Source organism: Endozoicomonas euniceicola (assembly GCF_025562755.1).
Classification (GTDB): Bacteria; Pseudomonadota; Gammaproteobacteria; order Pseudomonadales; family Endozoicomonadaceae; genus Endozoicomonas_A; species Endozoicomonas_A euniceicola.
Map to the genome: position 1 here is coordinate 4,309,826 of NZ_CP103300.1, position 20,228 is coordinate 4,330,053.

The window sequence follows — 20,228 nt, forward strand, 5'->3', positions numbered from 1 at the left end:
CTATTCTTGTTTTTTTATTTTAATCCAACAGAAAAATGAATAAAAAAACACTGTGCCTAGTGATAGTCTCTCTTTTTTTTAATTACTCTCAGGCTGGCCAGTCAGTCACGTCGGTGAAGTTAATGGCGTCAATACCTGCTTTTCTGGTTACCTGGGAGGCTGTTAAAAATAATTATTTGTCCAGTGTCGATTATCAGAAGGAGCTGATCAAGCCATTACAGGCCGTTCGGGATCAGGGGGGCTGTTTTGGCAAGCTGTGTCACAAAAATAAAGCTGAAGCTTCTGAAGCTTCTTCCCAGTCAGGGGAGTATAGACAAATCGGGGATAAAGGAATCAAGGATTCTAATAAGTTACTTATTAAAACATTGAACAAACTTGGGGAAATCATGAAAAAAAACAGTGATATTTATTTTTTGTTCGTCATGGATATCGACGAAACCCTGGTTCATTCTGTGGAAAATGAAAAAGCGTATAAGCAGCAACAGGAGTGGCTGCTTCGGCTGGATAAACTGGCTCGAAAAAATAATAATTTCATTATTGTCTATAACACTGCGCGACCTATGGAGTTTAATAGCAGGTTATTATTGAGTTTTGAAAAAAAGTTGCTTGTTGATTGTGGTGATGTTTATCGCTTTAAGGCCTTTAAAAATATGCTTTTGCTACCTTTAGATAATACCAATAAATTACCTGATCATATTGGAATACCTGTGCCGGATGTTATTGTTTCCAATCTGGGGATGGTCTTCCAATTAAACCCATCTCTGATAAATAAAATGCCATCTCTTGAAGAAAATATTAAAGAATTGAATCGGCAGCTGCTGAGTCATGCAGAAGAGTGTACCAAGCCATTAATAAATAAAATTAAAAATTTCGTAGATGAATGCAAATATGCTCGTATTTTTAAAAATGGCCATATTTTTAACCCAATAGTTTATTGGCGTAAAGAGGAAATAAAGAATGAATGGCTGAGTCGTATGCCACTTCCTAATAGAGAAATGCTTAGTATCGTAATTCAGGATAAAAACAGTACTTTTGGCATGTCGATGCACAATCAGTACCTGGTAAACAAAGGTACAGGGTTAAGAATCGCCATCGGGCTTCTGAGCAAAGCCGGACGCATCAAAGAAGACAAAAAGACATTGTTAATATCGTTTGGGGACAGTCCTCAGGACCTTCCTTTTCTTATACCCGATGAGGAAGTCAGCAGTTTGGGGAAGGATGATTACACCTCAGAGGCTAAACAGGAAAGAGAACAAAAAATCAGGGCTATTTCTGAAGCGACCGCTATCAACATTCCTACTTTCGATATAAACCCTTCTCTCTATAAAGAGAATGATTCTCTGACATGGCTTATGAGTGTCGTATTTTATGTAAAAGGAGGTAGTAGTATGCACGAATCAAGTAACGAAGCTATTGACAGATCTCTTACCCATGGGAAGCTTGTCCATGTTGAAGGAGTAGGGCCTGACTTATTAGTTCGTGGAATGGAGCGTGTTGTAGAGAAACTGAAAGAGTATTTCAATCAGCAAGCAGATACACGAGGATGTTGTTTTTAAAGATTGGAATCGGTGGTACTAGAGTCCGTTGATATGATATAAGCACATCATCAAGTAAAGCCAATTTATGGAGCAGTCTGAATTATGCGTGGACTCATTCAGAGGGTTCAGTTTGCCAGTGTAAAAGTCGATGGTGAAACGGTCGGTGAGATTGGTGAGGGGCTGTTACTGTTCCTGGGCGTAGAGAAAGACGACGACCAGGCCAAAGCCGACAAACTGCTGGAAAAGGTACTGAAGTATCGTGTGTTTTCGGACGAGCAGGGCAAGATGAACCTGGGACTGAAAGAGGCTGAAGGTGGTTTGCTGATAGTGTCTCAGTTCACTCTGGTGGCAGATACCCGCAAAGGGCTGCGACCCAGCTTTAGTTCGGGAGCCAGCCCTGAGCATGGAGAGGCGATGTACGATTATTTTGTCAGCCGTGCAAAAGCTCTGCATGCCGATGTGGCAACGGGGCAATTTGCTGCCGATATGAAAATTTCCCTTCTGAATGATGGGCCGGTGACGTTTAATCTGGAAGTCTAACAATACTTTATATCCTGAAATCCGGCGACGAGCTGAGAGGTCTGTTTGGCAAGAAGCGACGCCGGTTTTCTGTTGAAATAAAGAGCTTCTATCAATCGGGCAATAAGCTGCATCTCTTTTGCACTCATGCCCTGTCGTGTTATTTCTGTCGTACTCAGACGTAAGGCTTTAGCATTTTTACCCGGTACTACCACCGGGTTACAGATGATGTTAATCGCTTCCAGCTTTTTTGCCATCTCGTGACTACTGATGCCTGCTGGTGGGTACAGCAATAGCTGGTTTGTTTCAGAAAACCCTTTTGAACGACCATGTACTAATAATCCATAACCTGCTAACAACCTGGCCAGCTCCCTGGCATTGGCAACGACAGCGGACATAAACGACACACCAAAGGCATCAAGTTCACAGGCGGCGAAGCACAGGGCTACCATGCGGTTCAGCTGGTAAGTGCCAACAAAGCCGGGAAAGGCTCTTTGCTTCAATGCCTGCACTCTTTCATTGTCGTTCCAGAGGATTAATCCCCCGTGAGGACCAGAGAATGACTTACCGGTTGAGCCTGATACAACATCGGCCCCCTGGTCAAAGGGGTTGGGCAGCTGTTTCCCGGCAATTAATCCCAGCTCATGGGCGGCGTCGTAATAAAGCAGTGCGTTGGATTCGCGACAGTATTTTTTTATTTCCTTAAGGGGTGGATAAAACAGCGAAACTGAGAAACCGAGGCTGACAAGAGCCGGGCGATGAATGCGGATCAGTTTCCTGAGTGCCGCGAGGTCAATGGTCAGGCCGTCCTTTTCAAACGGTACGGGAATAACCGTCAGGCCAAGGTAGCCCGGCATACTCAATAACGAGTTGCTGGAGTCCCCTCCCATCCCTTCAGCGACGGCAATGATGGTATCCCGGGGCTGGCACAGGGAGGCATAGACCACCTGACAGGCCTGTGTCCCCCCTGAAATTCTCCATTCAACCTGATTACAGCTGAACAGGCGGGTCAATGTCGCAAACAGGCAGGATTCCAGGGTGTCAATGTTGTGGGAGGCCATAAAGAAACGGTTATCTTGCCCAATGTACCCACCGGCTGTTCTCATACAGAGCCCTGAGGCGAGAACTGCCTGTGCATTAGGGCTCATCCGTGTTTCTGAAGCAACAAGGTTGATGCAGGATGAACGCCATTGGTCATTTCCCGAAGCCAGACTTTTCAGCATTGCCAGCCTTTGTGCGTAATCCATTTTGCACACAAACTGATCGCGGGCAGTGTCAATCAGGCCATGATCATGTTGCATTCTGGTGTGCTTTGCTGGCCTGGGTGTTTTCCCACCAGCGATCATCTTCCTGAAGGGAGAGCTTGCCATAATCCCTTTCACTGGCCCAGGTCATGTTGAGCATGATGCGGGTCGCAGGCTCGGTTAAGGGAACAGTCCTGTGTAAGGTTGTATCCGCTTTTAGGAGATAAATATCACCGGCCACAAAAGAGTACGTGCGTATTGGGTTGTCACAGATATACTGGTTAATCCGGGCGTTTTCTTTGTTCCAGTAAGTGTGGGGAATACACTGCAGCATTCCTCCTGCCTTAACGGGAGGCATTTTAACAATCCATATAAGGGCAAAAGAGTAATCTCCCCAGTGCCAGCCATGGGTATCCCCCGGACGATCCTGTCTGGTAATGACAAACTCTTCATCCTCTGTGACTTCAGGATGCAGTGTTTCTTCTGTGATATGTCCCAGGAAATTCAAAAAATGGTCGTTCTCCCTCAGCGCGACCAACATTGGGCTGTGGGCTTTGATGGTGTCGCTTTTGACGATGTTCAGGTGGCGGGGGGTATTGTCCGTGGTTTCCAGGGTTATATCACGGCGTTCCGTATGATCATCAAGAAGTCGGAGAATCTCTTTATGTACTGTGGCTTTAATTTCTTCTGGAACAAGCTTTGGGACTTTTACTAACCCATTACGCGAAAATTCCTGCCTTAAATCGATAATGTCGTTTTTTGTAAAGTTATCTTCGAGGTGCTTCTGTATTTGTGAAGAAGTGTTCATTTTTACATCTCAGCCTTCCTGCAAATAAATTCATAGTCCAGAAGAGGATGACAATACAGGCGGGCAATCCTCAAATGAACGGGTTTCATTGGTTCTGTTTGAAAGATTGGCAACAGTGTACGGAGCAAAGAGTAGAAGCTCAGTGTAGTCTAACGCAAAGGTTTGTCAAAATACGACAGGGCGCTGAAGAGCGTGGCAGGTTTCCTATGTCTCTTGTTATTGCAATGCTGGTATTTGCTTTTGTCATGTCCATCACACCCGGGCCAGCCAATATGATGATAGTGTCGTCTGGCGTCAGTCATGGCTTCAGGCGCACCATGCCATTTGTAACCGGTGCAACCCTTGGCTTTACTGCGCTTCTGGTAACCGTTGGTCTTGGTTTTTTTCAGCTTCTGGTATTGTATCCATCCTTGCTGAATTACCTGACCATTGCCGGTTCAGGGTACGTGACGTACATGGGATACAAGATTATGCGTTCATCCTGTCACATCAAGCTTAAGCCACAGCCATGCCCACGGTTTTATCAAGGCTTTTTAATAACATGGCTCAACCCCAAAGCCTGGAGCGCCAGCCTTTCCGGGGTCTCTCTTTTTTCCGGATCGCCGGAACATAACCGGCTGACTCTTTTTTTCATGGTTTATTTTTTTGTCTGCTATGCCTGCTTCACTTTATGGGCTTATGTGGGAGACAGGGTTCGGGCATTGCTGACCAGTGAGTCCAGTATCAGGGCGTTCAACATTATTATGGGGGGAACGTTAATTCTGTGTGCTGTCTATCTTGTTTATTCGCATTTCGGCGCTGGCAGTTCAGGATGATTTTTGCGTAAGACTTCCCTCTGGCTGCTTCCCTTTAGCTACTTGCCGGGCAAAGAGGTTGTCAGGCAAAGAAGCCTCTTGAGATTAATTCGTGGGGCCTCTTTGCCTGACCAGGCAAACTTACATTTGCTCGACAGTCTCAATGCCCAGCAGATCCAGACCCTGCTTAATGGTTCTGGCGGTCAGGGAACACAGTTGCAGGCGGGAGTTCTTCAGTTCTTCAGAAACCCCTTCCTTGTTCACCGGGCAGGCTTCGTAGAAGCTCATGAAGGCTCCGGACAACTCGTACAGGTAACCGCAGACAATGTGTGGCATGCCTTCACGGGCTGCCTGCTCAACAGTTTCACTGAAGCGTGCCAGCTTCAGGGACAGTTCACGCTCGGTCGCTTCGCCAATGATGATGTCGCCCCGCAGGTCAGATTCGCTGACACCGGCCTTACGGAAGATGCTCTGCACACGGGTATAGGCGTACAGCATGTAAGGCGCGGTGTTGCCCTCGAAGGCCAGCATGTTGTCCCAGTCGAACACATAATCACTGGTACGGTTCTTGGACAGGTCAGCGTATTTTACGGAACCCATGGCAACGGCTTTAATCACGTTGACTTTCTGTTCTTCACTCAGATCGCTGTCTTTGCTGGCGATCAGGCGGGCAGCACGCTCTTCGGCTTCGTTCAGCAGGTCAACCAGTTTAATAGTGGTGCCGGCACGGGTTTTGAACGGCTTGCCGTCTTTGCCCAGCATCATGCCGAACGCGTGGTGCTCCAGTTGTACGTCTTCTGTCGTAAAATCGGCCTTGCGGGCAATGGTGTAAACCTGTTCGAAGTGCTGCCCCTGGCGGGCATCCACATAATAAAGAACCCGGTCAGCGTTCAGGGTGTGAATACGGTGACGGATAGCCGCGAGATCGGTGGTGGAGTAAAGGAAGCCACCGCCGGATTTCTCGACGATCACGCCCATGGGGTCGCCGTCCTTGTTTTTGAACTCGTCAAGGAATACGACTCTGGCTCCCTGGTCTTTGCTCAGCAGACCTTTGCTGTCCAGCTCTTTAATGATCACTGGCAGACTGTCGTTGTAGGCGCTTTCGCCCATGACATCACCCGGAGTCAGGGACACGTTCAGGCGCTCGTAGACTTCCTGATTGTGGGACAGGGTAACGTCGACCAGTCGTTTCCACAGTTTCTTGAAATGTTCTTCACCCGCCTGCAGGCGAACCACGTAGTCACGGGCTTTCGCGGCAAAGGCTTCGTCATCGTCAAAGCGCTTTTTGGCGGCTTTATAGAAGGTTTCCAGGTCAGACAGTTCCATATTCATGGCTTCTTCCTGGTTGCTCTGTTCGAGTTCTTCCAGGTGGGCAATCAGCATACCAAACTGGGTGCCCCAGTCGCCCAGGTGGTTCTGGCGGATCACCTTGTGACCCAGGAACTCCAGGGTGCGCGCCGTAGAGTCACCGATGATGGTCGAACGCAGGTGGCCGACGTGCATCTCTTTGGCAACGTTGGGGGCCGAGTAGTCCACAATAACGGTCTGTGGTTTTTCTACCTTTTCGACACCAATGCGCTCATCAGACACGGCAGTGTGTAAACCCTTAGCCAGAAACTCTGGTGCCAGGTAAATATTGATAAAGCCCGGGCCGGCAATTTCAGCTTTTTCTGCGATACCGTCCAGATCCAGATGATCAACAACAGTCTGGGCCAGGTCACGGGGCTTCTGACCCATTTTCCTGGCAGCTGCCATTACCGCATTGCACTGGTAGTCGCCAAAGTTTGCGCGGGCGCTGGGACGTACCATGGCAGGCGTGTCTTCTGGAGCGCCAGCGGCGTTCAGCGCCTTGATGACTCTGTCTTCAAGCAGCTTGAGAATATTCATGGATGAGTCCTTGATGTGAAACTCGTGTCAATTTTACTTCGATAACCTTCCCGGCCATCGACAGTCGTTATGTGGGAGTTGCTCTCAGTTGGTTCCCTGAAAAGGTTCGCCCGGAAGAAGAAAGCAGGGCGGGATTACAGGGGTGAATGAGGGCGATCTTGGCTGTGAATGCTAGCGAAAATAGTGCGTTTAAACAACATGCATTGACCTGTGAGGCTTGACCTGATGCTGGTTCCAGCGGTGATAATAGGGGCTGAGTGACTCCGTAAGAATGAAGATTGGAATGTCAACCGAATGAGTGCCCAGAGAGCAACCAGCCGACGGGGAGCCAGTAAAGGCAGCCCCCGTAAATCCAGTAGCGGAAAACCCAAAGTGCCGGGATGGTTATTCCTGGTAACCGGTTTTGCACTGGGCTTTTTTGCCGCGTCACTGATCAAGCTGACGCCGTCTGCCATAGAAGTGCCTGTGCCGCAGCGTCCGGATGACAACGCTTCAGCAAAAAGCAGCGAGCCGAATCCGGTGTTTGACTTTTATACGCTGTTGCCGGAAACCGAGGTGGTTCTGCCAGAACCGGAAGCCACTCCGGTTACCCGGCCAGCAACAAAGCCAGCGGTTCAGAGTAAGCCCGCCAAAACGCCCCGAAAGCCAGCAAAGCATAACCGTTACCTGTTGCAGGCGGGTTCGTTTCGCAGTGAAAAAGATGCCGAACGTTTACGGGCTACGCTGATTCTGGCAGGGCTGACGCCCCGTATTTCGAAAGTCAGTGTCGCCGGAGGGGAAACCTGGCACCGGGTGCAGATAGGACCGTTTGACGACCAGGGTAGCCTGGACAATGCCCGGAGAATTTTGGCAGAACAGAAGATCGACAGCCTGCTGCTGAAATTAAAATAATTAGCCTTTGCCCTTGATTATGTTTGGATACGCCCAATATAGACTCCTGAATTACATCATTGAATGAAAGGAGTCCACCTTGGAACAGTATCGTGGCACAACTATTCTGTCTGTCCGTCGAGCTGACAGTGTGGTGGTAGGCGGTGATGGCCAGGTCTCCCTGGGCGATGCCGTTATTAAGGGCAATGCCCACAAAGTACGTCGTCTGTACAAAGGTAAGGTAATTGCCGGTTTTGCTGGTGGTACTGCGGATGCCTTTACCCTGTTTGAACGTTTTGAGGCACACCTGGAAAAGCACCAGGGGCGTCTGGAAAAATCTGCGGTAGAGCTGGCCAAGGAGTGGCGCACCGACCGCACCCTGAATCGTCTGGAAGCCATGCTGATCGTGGCTGACGCGAAAGCGTCCCTGATTATCACCGGTAATGGTGATGTGATGGTGACCGAAGATGGCATTCTGGCTATTGGTTCCGGTGGTTTCTTTGCCCAGTCGGCAGCCAAGGCACTGTACCAGAATACCGATATGGGAGCCCGGGAGGTGGTTGAAAAGAGTCTGGAAATTGCGGCGGACGTGTGTGTTTACACCAACCATAACCGTGTGATTGAGGAAATTTCCACTGAAGAAGCCTCTGCTGAACAATAAATAACACCATTCCGGACGGAAAGTGCTGCCGAATGAATACCGGCACTTCCGGAACGAACCGATTTTAAAGAGTTTTAATCATGTCTAATATGACACCTCGTGAAATTGTTCACGAACTGGACAAGCATATTATTGGTCAGAACGATGCCAAGCGTGCGGTGGCTATTGCCCTGCGTAACCGCTGGCGTCGTATGCAGCTGGATGAAGCGCTGCGTAGTGAAATCTCCCCTAAAAACATTCTGATGATCGGCCCGACCGGTGTCGGTAAGACAGAAATCGCCCGTCGCCTGGCAAAGCTGGCGAATGCGCCGTTCATCAAGGTTGAAGCCACCAAGTTCACCGAAGTGGGCTATGTAGGCCGTGACGTAGAATCCATTGTCCGTGACCTGATGGACGCCGCTGTTAAAATGCTGCGTGAGCAGGAAATGGAGAAAGTGAAAAGCCGTGCCGTGGATGCCGCTGAAGAGCGCATTCTGGATGCCCTGCTGCCACCGGCCCGTGACTTTAACGAAGAGTCTCAGCCTAAGGAGTCCGGTACTCGTCAGGTATTCCGTAAGAAGCTGCGTGAAGGCGATCTGGATGACAAGGAAATCGAGATCGACGTCAACGAAGCGGCTATGGGCGTTGAAATCATGGCACCGCCGGGCATGGAAGAAATGACTAACCAGCTGCAAGGCATGTTCTCCAACCTGAATCAGGGTAAGACAAAGACCCGCAAGCTGAAGGTGAAAGACGCCCTGAAGCTGGTTCAGGATGAAGAAGCCGCCAAGCTGGTGAACGAAGATGAGCTGAAAGCCCGTGCCATTGAAGCGGTAGAGCAGAACGGCATTGTCTTTATCGATGAGATCGACAAAGTGGCCAAGCGTTCCGGTGGCGCTTCTGCGGATGTCTCCCGTGAAGGGGTTCAGCGCGACCTGCTGCCTCTGATTGAAGGCTGTACCGTTTCCACCAAGTACGGCATGATCAAGACTGATCATATTCTGTTCGTTGCTTCCGGTGCTTTCCATCTGGCTAAGCCTTCTGACCTGATTCCGGAGTTGCAGGGTCGTCTGCCAATCCGTGTCGAACTGAAAGCCCTGAGCACTCAGGACTTTAACCGCATTCTGACCGAGCCGGACGCTTCTCTGACCGAGCAGTATCAGGCACTGATGAAGACTGAAAACCTGAATATCGAGTTCGACCAGTCCTGCATCAACCGTATTGCTGAAGTGGCCTGGGCGGTCAACGAAAGCACTGAGAACATCGGGGCTCGTCGTCTGCACACTGTTATGGAACGCCTGCTGGAAGAAATCTCCTACAGTGCTGCGGACCTGGCCGCGGAACACGCTGAAAAGCCGCTGGTGATTGATCAGGCTTATGTCAATGATCACCTGGGTGAGCTGGTTCAGGATGAGGATTTGAGTCGTTATATTCTGTGATGATGGTTTAACGGGTTGCGCTGACTTCTGCTTTTTAGTTGAAGTTAGCGTTAACCCGTAATAAATAACAGGTAATATTAAAGACCCTGCGCTTTGACTCTGGAATAGATATGGAAATAAGAAAAGCCAGTCAAAATGACATTGATTCCTTGCTAAATCTGAATTGTCAAATTGGTGAATTTCATTACCAAAATGCCCCAACTGTTTTTGCGAAACCATCTTCTGAAGAAAGGGAGTTTCTTCTTAAAGCAATCAGTGATCCAGACAGGCTTTTCCTGGTTGCAACACTCCAGAATAAGGTTTGCGGTTTCATTACTGCAACGATAACTAAAAATGAAGCTGTACCATTTTTGCGCAAAGAACCCATTTGCCGTATTGGTACAATCGTCATTGATGAACAACACAGATCAACTGGGTTGGGTAAAGCTCTAATGAATAAGTGTTATGACTGGGCAGTTTCTTCTGGGGCGTCACAGATCAGGCTTGAGGTCATGGAATTCAACTCAAATGCTCAGGACTTTTATGCTGGACTTGGTTTTAAAACACAGTCAAGGATCATGTGCCAGGCGATCAGTAGCTGACAAGTTCGGACGCTACGCTCACCCTACTTTAATCGAATTCACAATTTGTAAACCTTTCTGGAGTGCGCTAAAGTTCACAATAAGTGAATGCAGAGGCTCTTATGCACGTTATCTCAAGAAAGCCGTTTAACGAAGCTGTAAAGAAGTACCCAAATGATGCAGCTGCTATTGATGCTGCATATAAGTCGTTGAGGAATGGTGACTTTCACAGCCCAGGCGATCTGAAGTCACTCTTCCCAAGCTTGGATAACTTCAAGTACAAAGATAAATGGTGGGTGATTGATATTGGTGGCAATAACCTTCGACTTATTGCTTTCATTGAGTTCAGAGATAGTCGTATGTATGTGAAGCATATAGTCACTCATGCTGAGTACGATAAACTATGCAAGAAGTACGCAAAGGAGGCAGGCTCATGAGGTTCTCAAATCTAAAGCAAAAAGCGGTAGACTTCTTCTCTGAAGCTCGTTTTGTCGGGCGTATTCATAATGAGGCTGAATACGAACAGGCGCTGGAGTTAATGGATGATCTCATTGAGGATTACGACAAATATCTCCCACTCATTGAGGTGCTTTCAGCTTCAATCGAAAAATGGGAAGATGAGTCTGAGCAGTTCTCTGAATTCAACAAAAGAATTGAAACGCTTGATGATGGTGTGGCGATCCTTAGAACAATAATGGATCAATATCAGCTAAAGGCTGATGATTTGAAAAATGAATTAGGAAGTAAAAGCCTTGTATCTATGATTCTTAATGGCTCTCGAAACCTCACGAGAGATCATATTCAAGCTCTTTCTCAGCGTTTTAAAATCTCGCCATCTGTGTTCTTCAACGGTGCATAACAACGAATGCTTTCAGTTCGTTTCGCTCACCCGCTGACCTTTGGTGGTAGCTGACAGCCGATAGTTCGCCCCGGGTATTACGGTATAGTGCCTGCGTACACGGGCTATAATAGGAATCGGTGGTACGGTGTGCCGGGTTATCGAAACTAGCGGAAAACTCCGTACTTTTAGAGGGTGTCGCAAAACCCTCTTCAGGGCGGGGAGGATGTCAAGTCGGCCAATATCCGTACGAGTTACACAAAATTGTTATAGAAAGGTGTCCATTTTTAGTGCCTCTGAGCAGTTCGGGAGGTAGCCCTCCAATTCAAAATCAAAAACTGCTTACGGTAGAGTCTTCTACATGAAATTATTATCTGTATCTACTGGTAAAGTACGTTCTCTTGACATCGACGGACAAAGGGTAAAGACGGCTTTTTTAAAGGAAGCTGTGTCAGGTCCAGTCAGGGTAGAGCTTAATGGTATAGAAGGAAACGAGGTCGCTGTGCATACGGATGCCATATATGCGATAGCACAGGAACACTACGGCTACTGGGCGGAGAAGCTTGGGGCCGATAGCAAATCCTGGCCTGTCGGATATCTTGGTGAAAACCTCACTGTGTCAGGGCTGGACGAAGCAGCCCTGCAAGTCGGCGACAAGGTGTCGATAGGTAAGAGCGTAGTACTTACAGTTACCGGTCCGCGTATACCTTGCTTTAAGTTGTGCTGGCGTATGGCTCAACCTCTGTCGTTTATTCGTGAGTTTGCACTCTCTGGTCGTTCAGGTGTTTATTTTGATGTTGATTGCCCCGGTATTATCCTGGCGGGTGATGACGTACGCGTTGTCCAAAAAGCAAAAAACAGTGTTGGCATCAACAGGATTTCGAAAATCGCTTTTAGTGCAGTTCAGGCAGACGAACATGAGCTGCGTCATATCCTCAGCATGAGCTGTCTCAGTGAAACATCGGCTTTGTCTCTGCGCAATATTCTCTACCAGTTTCTCGACGGTAAGCGAATCAAAGAGGATAGATGGAAAGGGTGGCGAAAGCTTACAGTAGAGAGCGTCAGGGAAGAAACGAAGCACATTAAATCGTTCTTTCTCAAAGCGTCGGAAGAACACCCACTGGCTCCTTATCGCGCAGGTCAGTTTCTGACGGTAAGACTGCCAGTCAATAAAGAAGAACGACCTATTACGCGAGTCTGGAGCCTGTCTGACTATCAGGAAAAGCCGGATCGTTATCGATTGAGCATTAAGAAAGAACCGTTCGGGGTTGGTTCAGGGTATATGCATGAGTGCATAAAGCCAGGTTCAGAACTTGAAATACAGGCACCCCAAGGGCGGTTTGTTCTGGATAGAGGCGGTTTTAAGCCAGTACTTTTCATTGCCGCCGGTATAGGCATCACACCGCTTTTTTCTATGCTCAAAGCGCATTTGGCCAGAGGTGAGAAAGCGCCACCAGTGTATTTTATCCATTGTTGCAAGAGTCGCGCTGAGCAGCCATTACGACAGGAATTGGATGCTCTTTCTCAAGCGTACTCGTTTTCTACACTGTATATTTTTGATCAGCCAGACAGCGAAGATGTTCAGGGTATTGATTACGATATTAAGGGTTTTCTCAACGCAGAAGCAATAAAGACGCTAATACAGGGCTGTCATATTTTACATGGAGGCAAGCGTATTGATATGCCCCTTGTAGAATTTGATATTTACATGTGCGGCCCACCTGTTTTTCAGGAAAAAATCAGAGAAGGGCTGATTGCCGAGGGTGCCAACGAGGATCGATTGTTTCAAGAGTCGTTTACCCCGAAAGCGCTAGAAAACAATGAGGCATCTCTCGAAAAAGCAACGGTCGTTTTTTCACGCTCCAATATTACGTCGGAGTGGCTTTCTGAAGATGGCCTTTCTTTGTTGGAGCTCGCTGAGTCGGCAGGGCTGTCTCCTGATTATGGGTGTCGGGTCGGTATATGTCAGAGTTGTATGGCAAACCTTGTTGAAGGGAAGGTCCGCTATGATGTTGCGCTAATGCATGAATTGGAAGCGGGAAAAGTCTTATTATGTAGTGCTAAACCTGCGGAGGATCGTGTTGTCATTGATTTGTAATGGTGTATCGGGAGAAAAGTGCTATGCAGCCTGGAATAGGTGTAGGCGGAACGAATACTGACGCAGTCCTGATCTTCGCGGATGCAGTTTATGCTTCTATTAAAACACCAACCCCGCCGATATTGGCAGCGGAATTGTTACCGCTATTCGTGAAGTCCTTGGCGTTGCTGATGCCACTTATGATCAGATTGATACTGTAGTTATTGGAACCACGCAATTTGCCAATGCCTTTGTTGAGCGTAGGCATTTGAATCCGGTAGGTATTCTTCGCCTGTGTCTACCATCTGCTGAAGACATTGCTCCCATGCTGAATTGGCCCGATGATTTGAGAGGGGCTGTTGGTGGCAATGTATACCTGCTGCCTGGCGGATATGAATTTGATGGGAGAGCAATATCACCGTTTGATGAAATGGCCGTTGCGGAGGCTGTAAAGACGATCAAATCCAGAGGTATTACATCCTTTGCTGTATCCTCCGTATGCTCTCCTGTTAATGCGGCTATGGAAAAATGCGCGGACTTTGCCAGAGGGGCTGCATTTCTTGGTGCCGGCGGGGGAGGTGATCCTTATCTTGAGTACCTGACGCTGAGTCAGCAAATGCAGGCCAACGGACCATTGAGAATCGTACAGCCTTCCGAATTAAATGATGATGACTTTATCGTACCGGTGGGTCTAATGGGAGCGCCAACAGTAGTGACTGAATAGTTACCCAGTCTCAGCTCAGAGCACTGGAAAAGTCACTGCGTGTTCTTGAGGAAGTCATTGTTAAAACTGAGGATAATAAACGCGGAGAAAATTTAAGCAGAAGTGTGGTTACGCAAATGGGTGGGCAGGCTCAAATAAGTTTTTGTCCCATGTCAGGCGTTGATGTGAAACGTACCTGCGTTAAAAATACATTGAGTTTGGCCTTGGATATTGGTCTTAGTTCTTCAGGAGTAACTACAGCATCTTTCAACGTTGTTTTTATATACTCTCGCAAACTTTTTTAAAATATAAACTATTCCTATTGAACAAATAACCCTGTAACCCTTGGTATTATTAGTTAAATTTCTACTACATGCCAACTCTTGCGACTCAAGACGTATATTTAGCGGGACGAATTGCAAGTCATTGCCCTGACACTTCTCCACACTATAAATCACAAGAACCAGGACCTATAACATTCAGCAGGAATTGCTGGGTAAAATAAAGTAATCATTTTTTTTTGGCTGATCTACTATTCGTCATGCTCATCTTGTTCAGTCTCTATATTGAATTTTATCGTATGTTGCATTTTGGCTGTTAAAGGTGGGTTTTCATCTTTTGCCGGGACTTAATGTCCACGCTAAGTGGAGGCTACAGGCTTTCGGCAAAGCTATTGGACATACAGTACTAATTAGAATGAGTTCCTAAAATGACGACTAAAAATATACGGAAAGAAATAGTAAGCCAACTTTTAGTAATATTATTTTTAATTATTTTATCACCGGTCTTACGGGCAACTTCTTCGCCTCCGGTTTTACATTTTGTTTCACACCATTTCTATCTTTCAGAACACACGGGGCTACCTGTTTACGTAGAGGTTGAATTACCTAATCAGAATGCATTCAATTTACGGGGCGTCCATTTATTTGAAGCGGAGCTACAAAAACTTCCTCATGACGGGCGGCTGCTGGTGGTCAAATATCCCGATCCAGAGTCATTTCAACCGGATAGCCTTAGTCTTTTTCCAAGGACAAAATGGCCGGACTGGGCTGCCTGTAAAATGAGCCAGCCGAAAACGATTGTGCTTCAGGAAAACCCGGTAGAACCCTATGAATTGCATGCGCTGTCCTACCCAATTAATCCAGAATGTAGCTGGATCCAAATGCCTACGGGCGAGCAAATTTCATTTTTTTCAACCAACAAAGGGTATCAAACGTATCCTGACGGCTTATGGTTATTAGAAACTTCACTTATTAAAACAGGTGGAGGTTTCAAGGTGCCAGCAATGTCTAAAGCCGAAGGCTTTGATAAACTTCTGTACGGAGGCTTCGGTGGTGGCTCATGGCCAAAATTCGACTTCAAACCAGGTGGTGGCAGCTCCCGGTTACTGGACATTGATATAATATTTACCATTTTGCCAATGGCTTGGGAAAAAATAGTGAATGGCAATCCTGTATTGCGTTTAAGGGAGAAGGACGGTATCTCTGTTGAGATAACAGACATTCAGGGGAATTCACAGCGACAGTTTTATACGATGGAACAGGCAAAGAAAATACTGGAAAATAAAGTCGGAACTGATCTGTTACAAATATTACATGGAACTCATCTCACGGTTAAATCAACCTCAAACCAAGATACTGATTTACTATTCAGTGAAAGTATGGAAACAATCATTCAACAAGTGGGGGAATGGAACAGATTTCATAGAGATTTAGAGAATCTAAACCCAAAAATGGCAAGGGTTGATGTAAGTACTGTTCCGGGAATCATCAGTATCCCAAATTTTAGTAAACAAGGGGGGAAAGGCACAGCCAGCAATCAACAAGCCCCATCTCAAAATTCTGGCTGGTCTGCATGGCTTTGGGGTAGTTCGGAAAAAGGAGGTGCGAAAGGAGGGAGTGGAGGGAGTGGAGGGAGTGGAAGAAATAACAATGGCGACTCCCCCTCAACATCCTACGAAGCATCAGAAAAAAGTAATAGTATATTTACCTACGCTTTTGGTGAATATATAAGTACAGAAGAGTTTGTTCCCATTTCAGAACTCGTTTCCCAGGATGAAAATCTACGTGAACTTACGTGCCAATTTTGCTCAAGAATAGCAAACAATGCAGAATATTGTCAGTATTGTGAAAAAATCGCGTGTAGGCAATGCTGGGTCAATGGACCCAGAGAATGCCCTGGTTGTAACCATCGACCACATCAACTACGAGATCAGAAAAATCAGGAAAAAATAGAAGAGCTTGAAGTTTACTGCCCTTATAAAAATGAAGGCTGTAGTACAAGATTTAAAATAGGGGAGTTCAGGAGTCATTTAGACTCATGTGCATTTAATCAGGGACGTTGCCCAAAGTGTGATACCATAGGTTCGAGAAGTTACATCTACGCTCATTTGAAATACGACCATGATGATACAATGTCATCTCCTCTCTTGAATTGCCCATCGCCCAGTTGCACAGAAACCTTAACCGTCAACAATATAAATAACTGCCCGCATTGCAAGGGTGGTGAAGAAGGTAACAAACAAAACTCACACCTAAAAACCAGTAGAACTTCAGGAATAACAAAAACTAAAAACTCTAAAGATGCATGTCTTTCCTATAGCTATATTTTTCATACAAATTCACCCGATGGGAAAAAGTTTGATCTAGAGGTAGAGCTGGTTAGAAACGATGTCGAACTGGATGATTATGAATGTCCTGTTTGTTTAAATATATGCAATAATCCGTACGGACCTGAGTGTGGACATTTAGTATGTAAAAATTGCTATCAGAAAATGAATCACTCAATTTGTCCTAAATGTCGTAGGGATTTAACTTTTGAACAAAAGACAGCTGAAAATACATTCATAAATGCTTTAACCATTTTCTGCCCTAATAAAGAAAAAGGCTGTGAAGAGTTACCAAGTATTGGTCAGTTGCCAGAACATTATTACTCATGCCACTTTACCCCAAGGCTATGCAGAAATGATGGTTGTGTTTTTAAAGGAACATTTAATGAAGTTGATAATCATCAATCTCAGTGTTTATATAAATTAGTGGAATGCCCAAATGCCAGTCAAGGCTGTCAGGAACAATGCCTTCAAAAGGATGTGAACGCCCATATTGATACTTGTTCATATCTTAAGATTGATTGTGAAAACACCAACTGTTCATTTTCAATAGCACGAAATGAAATGGATAGACACCTTGCTGAATGCTCTTATTCAATAATGACTTGTAATTTTGAAGGATGTAATCATAGGTGTACACGTTCAGATATGAATGAACATGAAAAATGGTGTAATCATTCACTCACTTCTTGTGAACATTGTGAGGAAGTTTACAAGTTATTTGAGATAGAGCAGCATCAGAAAAATTGCGGGCTTCGCAAAGAACCCTGCAAACTTTGTAATAACTTGATCCCAATGGGAAGCATGGTCGAGCATGTCACCACTTGTCTACAAAGTTTTCATTCAGACTGCAATGACTGTAAGCGCCTTGCCGGAGCTTTTTCAATTATGTTAGAACACGCAGGTGCTCAACTTGAGGAAGTTAAATCAGACAATAAAAATCTTCACGAAAAAATGGATACATTAATCAGTAAAGTGAATGCTGAGGCTAAAAGAAACGAAGTGATTGCTAATGCTAAAGCAATAGAGGTTGATCAGGAGAATGCTTGGAAAAATAAATTCGTTTCAGAAATGAGAAGTACTAAAGTATTTGATAAATTACGTGTTTTTATAAATCCTCGTCTATGGAATAAAGTTGCTGAAAACTTGGAAATACCTTACAGAGCCTTAAATCTATATGATGCGCATGTAGCACCACTTATCCTGCATATCCTTAACCCGGCGATGGAAATCACCTATGGTAAATTTGTAAACGCGCTTAGTGCTGCGGGAGGGATAGATTTGGCTCTAAAAGTTAAATACTATGCTAAACATCAGGTATGGGAAGGGGATTGAATTCACCTCTCACCCTGTCATGAGTCTCAACAGACCTTGGGTAGTTGGATAAACCTGCAACCGTGGCATTCGCTACGTATTTGAATGGGCACCGTTGCAGGTCTGTGATCAAATATCCAGCAACTTTCGCAGGAAACTCAAGCCCATCAAATCTGCAGACCGCTCAGGCAATCGTTCTTTTAACTTCGGCAGTGGCTGAGTCAGCTGATATAGTTCCAGCTTACTGAACCCCCTGTTTTACGGAAAAATACCACGATGACACCCCCTGTTCCTTCAGCCATCAACCTGCACAAACGCTCCAGAGAACTGGAGCTGACCTACAGCGATGGACAACGCTTTAAGCTTTCCTGTGAACTGCTCCGGGTCCTCAGTCCTTCGGCAGAAGTTCAGGGGCATGGCAAACCGGTGCTTCAGACCGGTAAAAAGAATGTGGTGATCACTGGCATTGAAGCGGTGGGCAACTATGCCATCAAGCTGATTTTTGATGATGGCCATAACAGCGGCCTGTTCAGCTGGGACTATCTTTACGACCTGTGTATAAATCAGGACAGTTACTGGGAAGATTATCTGCGCCAGCTCCATGCGGCCGGTGCCAGCCGTGATCCGGAAGTGTCTGTTGTAAAACTTATGTGATTGATTAGATTTCCCCCCTACACTCTCGCTGTGATTCATATACAATGAACCCCGCATTTATACGCATGTTTGTCTCGTAAAGCTGCGTATCAGGCACAGGCTATTAATCAAGTGGATTGAATCGTGTCTTTATGAGTCGGGGGAGTAAATGACCAGCAGCCATGAAAGCGGGAGACCATCGTCAGAGTCTGATAATAATGACGGTGGTCGCCAGACAACTCATCAGGTTCGACAAAACGTTCGGGACCAGGAAAGCACCCACTTCGGTTTCAAAGAAGTGCCTCCTGACAAAAAAGAAAGCCTGGTAGCCGGTGTTTTTCACTCAGTTGCCAGTCGTTATGATTTGATGAACGACCTGATGTCCATGGGGGTTCACCGGCTATGGAAACGGTTTACCATTGAGCTGTCCGCGGTCCGGCGTGGGCATCAGGTGCTTGATATTGCGGGTGGTACAGGTGATCTGGCGAAGCAGTTTGCCCGACGGGTGGGCGACAATGGTCGGGTGGTTCTGGCGGACATTAATGAGTCCATGCTCAGAGTCGGGCGCGACCGACTCGTGAATGATGGCCTGGCTGGCAATATTGAATACGTTCAGGCCAATGCTGAATGCCTGCCCTTTCCGGATAATACCTTTGACTGTATCACCATTGCCTTCGGGCTACGGAATGTGACCGACAAACCAGCTGCACTGGCGTCCATGTGTCGGGTTCTGAAACCGGGTGGGCGATTACTGGTACTGGAGTTTTCCAAAACCCGTAACCCGCTTCTGACCAAGGTCTACGATACGTATTCTTTTAATTTGCTGCCAGTAATGGGCAAGCTGATTGCCAATGATTCCGAGAGTTATAAATATCTGGCAGAAAGTATTCGCAAGCATCCGGATCAGGACACGCTGGAAAGGATGATGAAAGACGCCGGTTTTGTGAATACCACGTACCACAATATGACGGGTGGCATTGTTGCCTTGCATAAGGGAGTTAAGCCCTGATGGCAGAACGGCTTTCCCCAAATCGGATCTCATCAGAACAAGCGTCTTCAAAACAACCCTCTTCAGAACAAGAGTACTTGCTTGATCCTTCCATTAAAACCGGTCTGCTGGCTTCCATCGAGGCAGTGGTCAACAAAACACTTACGCTCGATCCGGTGACCATAAAACGGTTAGGCAAGCATCAGGGATCAGTGCTTCGGGTGGAATGTCTGGAGCCGGACTTTACTTGCTGGCTGTGGATTGAAACCTACGGCATACGTCTGGCTGGTTACCACGAAGGTGAGGTGGATGCCACGATTAAAGGCTCTCTGGTGTCGTTTATGGAGCTGGCAGGGCGACGTTTTGCCACCTTTGAAGACGTGGCCGGACTGGAGACGGAAGGGGATGAAACCCTGCTTGCTGATCTTGGGGAAATACACAAAGGCATGGAGCTGGACTGGGAAGGTCTGGTCTGTCGCTATCTGGGCGATGTTGCCGGGCACGCTGTATCAGAAGGGGTTCGTCGTGTATCCGATGGGCTTCAACAGCTTTTTCAACGGTCTGTCCGCCAGGTGCCGGACTATCTTCAGGAAGAATTGCAGGTGTTGCCTTCTCCGGCAGACAGGGAGTTTGCACAGACTGAAGTGAATGCTTTACAAGACCGCACCGATGAATTAGCCAAACGAGTCTCTGCTCTGGAAGAGCAGATAAAATCGAAACATAAATAAACCTGGGCGCATGGTCAGCCATGAACGCAATTAATAATAG

General features: G+C 46.7%; 19 protein-coding genes. 16 read left to right on the forward strand and 3 right to left on the reverse strand.

From position 1 onward, the window contains the following. Nucleotides 1-35 precede the first annotated feature (35 nt). On the forward strand, nucleotides 36-1,556 hold the full coding sequence (locus tag NX720_RS17275; RefSeq protein WP_262596222.1) for a hypothetical protein: 1,521 nt from the start codon (nucleotides 36-38) through the stop codon (nucleotides 1,554-1,556). A gap of 84 nt (nucleotides 1,557-1,640) precedes the next feature. After that, a complete protein-coding gene (gene dtd, locus NX720_RS17280) occupies nucleotides 1,641-2,078 on the forward strand; it encodes a D-aminoacyl-tRNA deacylase (RefSeq protein ID WP_262596223.1) in 438 nt (145 codons plus the stop codon). Here the strand turns inward: dtd and NX720_RS17285 are convergent. Together NX720_RS17285 and NX720_RS17290 are read right to left on the reverse strand one after the other, a co-directional pair. Then, entirely contained in the window at nucleotides 2,075-3,358 is a 1,284-nt protein-coding gene (locus tag NX720_RS17285) for an aminotransferase class V-fold PLP-dependent enzyme (protein WP_262596224.1), read from the reverse strand. The genes dtd and NX720_RS17285 overlap by 4 nt on opposite strands. Continuing rightward, nucleotides 3,348-4,109 (reverse strand): HalD/BesD family halogenase, encoded by a 762-nt coding sequence (locus NX720_RS17290; protein ID WP_262596225.1) that lies wholly within the window; start codon nucleotides 4,107-4,109, stop codon nucleotides 3,348-3,350. Before NX720_RS17290 ends, NX720_RS17285 begins: the two co-directional genes overlap by 11 nt. Nucleotides 4,110-4,315: 206 nt before the next feature. On the opposite strand from NX720_RS17290, the gene NX720_RS17295 reads away from it, so the two are divergent. Beyond that, on the forward strand, nucleotides 4,316-4,924 hold the full coding sequence (locus NX720_RS17295; RefSeq protein ID WP_262596226.1) for a LysE family translocator: 609 nt from the start codon (nucleotides 4,316-4,318) through the stop codon (nucleotides 4,922-4,924). Nucleotides 4,925-5,044: 120 nt separating this feature from the next. Here NX720_RS17295 and argS read toward each other — a convergent pair whose 3' ends face one another. Next, nucleotides 5,045-6,790 carry an arginine--tRNA ligase gene (gene argS, locus NX720_RS17300; protein WP_262596227.1) on the reverse strand — a complete coding sequence of 582 codons (1,746 nt, stop codon included), beginning with the start codon at nucleotides 6,788-6,790 and terminating at the stop codon, nucleotides 5,045-5,047. Nucleotides 6,791-7,084: 294 nt separating this feature from the next. On the opposite strand from argS, the gene NX720_RS17305 reads away from it, so the two are divergent. The 13 genes from NX720_RS17305 (at nucleotide 7,085) to NX720_RS17360 (ending at nucleotide 20,188) form a co-directional block, all read left to right on the forward strand. Then, the gene (locus NX720_RS17305; protein WP_262596229.1) at nucleotides 7,085-7,681 is read left to right on the forward strand and encodes an SPOR domain-containing protein; all 597 of its coding nucleotides are present in this window, start codon (nucleotides 7,085-7,087) and stop codon (nucleotides 7,679-7,681) included. Nucleotides 7,682-7,760: 79 nt separating this feature from the next. Further along, nucleotides 7,761-8,321 carry an ATP-dependent protease subunit HslV gene (gene hslV, locus NX720_RS17310; protein ID WP_262596231.1) on the forward strand — a complete coding sequence of 187 codons (561 nt, stop codon included), beginning with the start codon at nucleotides 7,761-7,763 and terminating at the stop codon, nucleotides 8,319-8,321. An 80-nt stretch (nucleotides 8,322-8,401) separates the two neighbouring features. Further along, nucleotides 8,402-9,739 (forward strand): HslU--HslV peptidase ATPase subunit, encoded by a 1,338-nt coding sequence (gene hslU, locus NX720_RS17315; protein ID WP_318654056.1) that lies wholly within the window; start codon nucleotides 8,402-8,404, stop codon nucleotides 9,737-9,739. Nucleotides 9,740-9,849: 110 nt separating this feature from the next. After that, nucleotides 9,850-10,320 (forward strand): GNAT family N-acetyltransferase, encoded by a 471-nt coding sequence (locus NX720_RS17320; protein ID WP_262596233.1) that lies wholly within the window; start codon nucleotides 9,850-9,852, stop codon nucleotides 10,318-10,320. 101 nt (nucleotides 10,321-10,421) lie between these two features. Next, nucleotides 10,422-10,736 carry a type II toxin-antitoxin system HigB family toxin gene (locus NX720_RS17325; RefSeq protein ID WP_262596235.1) on the forward strand — a complete coding sequence of 105 codons (315 nt, stop codon included), beginning with the start codon at nucleotides 10,422-10,424 and terminating at the stop codon, nucleotides 10,734-10,736. Continuing rightward, nucleotides 10,733-11,158 (forward strand): helix-turn-helix domain-containing protein, encoded by a 426-nt coding sequence (locus NX720_RS17330; RefSeq protein ID WP_262596237.1) that lies wholly within the window; start codon nucleotides 10,733-10,735, stop codon nucleotides 11,156-11,158. Before NX720_RS17325 ends, NX720_RS17330 begins: the two co-directional genes overlap by 4 nt. 340 nt (nucleotides 11,159-11,498) lie before the next feature. Beyond that, nucleotides 11,499-13,235, forward strand: a complete 1,737-nt coding sequence (locus NX720_RS17335) for an MOSC domain-containing protein (protein ID WP_262596239.1) — start codon at nucleotides 11,499-11,501, stop codon at nucleotides 13,233-13,235. Nucleotides 13,236-13,380: 145 nt separating this feature from the next. Continuing rightward, entirely contained in the window at nucleotides 13,381-13,938 is a 558-nt protein-coding gene (locus tag NX720_RS17340; protein WP_262601603.1) for an S-methyl thiohydantoin desulfurase domain-containing protein, read from the forward strand. Between the two features lie 56 nt (nucleotides 13,939-13,994). Next, entirely contained in the window at nucleotides 13,995-14,222 is a 228-nt protein-coding gene (locus NX720_RS27210) for an S-methyl thiohydantoin desulfurase domain-containing protein (protein ID WP_404831099.1), read from the forward strand. Nucleotides 14,223-14,626: 404 nt separating this feature from the next. Then, nucleotides 14,627-17,860, forward strand: a complete 3,234-nt coding sequence (locus NX720_RS17345) for a hypothetical protein (RefSeq protein WP_262596241.1) — start codon at nucleotides 14,627-14,629, stop codon at nucleotides 17,858-17,860. 255 nt (nucleotides 17,861-18,115) lie between these two features. Beyond that, a complete protein-coding gene (locus tag NX720_RS17350; RefSeq protein WP_262596243.1) occupies nucleotides 18,116-18,493 on the forward strand; it encodes a DUF971 domain-containing protein in 378 nt (125 codons plus the stop codon). A 148-nt stretch (nucleotides 18,494-18,641) separates the two neighbouring features. Continuing rightward, a complete protein-coding gene (gene ubiE, locus NX720_RS17355) occupies nucleotides 18,642-19,481 on the forward strand; it encodes a bifunctional demethylmenaquinone methyltransferase/2-methoxy-6-polyprenyl-1,4-benzoquinol methylase UbiE (RefSeq protein WP_262596245.1) in 840 nt (279 codons plus the stop codon). Continuing rightward, nucleotides 19,481-20,188, forward strand: a complete 708-nt coding sequence (locus tag NX720_RS17360) for a ubiquinone biosynthesis accessory factor UbiJ (RefSeq protein ID WP_262596247.1) — start codon at nucleotides 19,481-19,483, stop codon at nucleotides 20,186-20,188. The genes ubiE and NX720_RS17360 overlap by 1 nt, the downstream gene beginning before the upstream one ends. Nucleotides 20,189-20,228: the final 40 nt, after the last annotated feature.

Excerpts from the sequence above, each read along its gene's own strand:
- NX720_RS17275 (WP_262596222.1), top strand. The coding sequence starts at position 36 with ATGAATAAAAAAACACTGTGCCTAGTGATAGTCTCTCTTTTTTTTAAT.
- dtd (WP_262596223.1), top strand. The coding sequence starts at position 1,641 with ATGCGTGGACTCATTCAGAGGGTTCAGTTTGCCAGTGTAAAAGTCGAT.
- NX720_RS17285 (WP_262596224.1), bottom strand. The coding sequence starts at position 3,358 with ATGCAACATGATCATGGCCTGATTGACACTGCCCGCGATCAGTTTGTG.
- NX720_RS17290 (WP_262596225.1), bottom strand. The coding sequence starts at position 4,109 with ATGAACACTTCTTCACAAATACAGAAGCACCTCGAAGATAACTTTACA.
- NX720_RS17295 (WP_262596226.1), top strand. The coding sequence starts at position 4,316 with ATGTCTCTTGTTATTGCAATGCTGGTATTTGCTTTTGTCATGTCCATC.
- argS (WP_262596227.1), bottom strand. The coding sequence starts at position 6,790 with ATGAATATTCTCAAGCTGCTTGAAGACAGAGTCATCAAGGCGCTGAAC.
- NX720_RS17305 (WP_262596229.1), top strand. The coding sequence starts at position 7,085 with ATGAGTGCCCAGAGAGCAACCAGCCGACGGGGAGCCAGTAAAGGCAGC.
- hslU (WP_318654056.1), top strand. The coding sequence starts at position 8,402 with ATGTCTAATATGACACCTCGTGAAATTGTTCACGAACTGGACAAGCAT.
- NX720_RS17320 (WP_262596233.1), top strand. The coding sequence starts at position 9,850 with ATGGAAATAAGAAAAGCCAGTCAAAATGACATTGATTCCTTGCTAAAT.
- NX720_RS17325 (WP_262596235.1), top strand. The coding sequence starts at position 10,422 with ATGCACGTTATCTCAAGAAAGCCGTTTAACGAAGCTGTAAAGAAGTAC.
- NX720_RS17330 (WP_262596237.1), top strand. The coding sequence starts at position 10,733 with ATGAGGTTCTCAAATCTAAAGCAAAAAGCGGTAGACTTCTTCTCTGAA.
- NX720_RS17335 (WP_262596239.1), top strand. The coding sequence starts at position 11,499 with ATGAAATTATTATCTGTATCTACTGGTAAAGTACGTTCTCTTGACATC.
- NX720_RS17345 (WP_262596241.1), top strand. The coding sequence starts at position 14,627 with ATGACGACTAAAAATATACGGAAAGAAATAGTAAGCCAACTTTTAGTA.
- NX720_RS17350 (WP_262596243.1), top strand. The coding sequence starts at position 18,116 with ATGACACCCCCTGTTCCTTCAGCCATCAACCTGCACAAACGCTCCAGA.
- ubiE (WP_262596245.1), top strand. The coding sequence starts at position 18,642 with ATGACCAGCAGCCATGAAAGCGGGAGACCATCGTCAGAGTCTGATAAT.
- NX720_RS17360 (WP_262596247.1), top strand. The coding sequence starts at position 19,481 with ATGGCAGAACGGCTTTCCCCAAATCGGATCTCATCAGAACAAGCGTCT.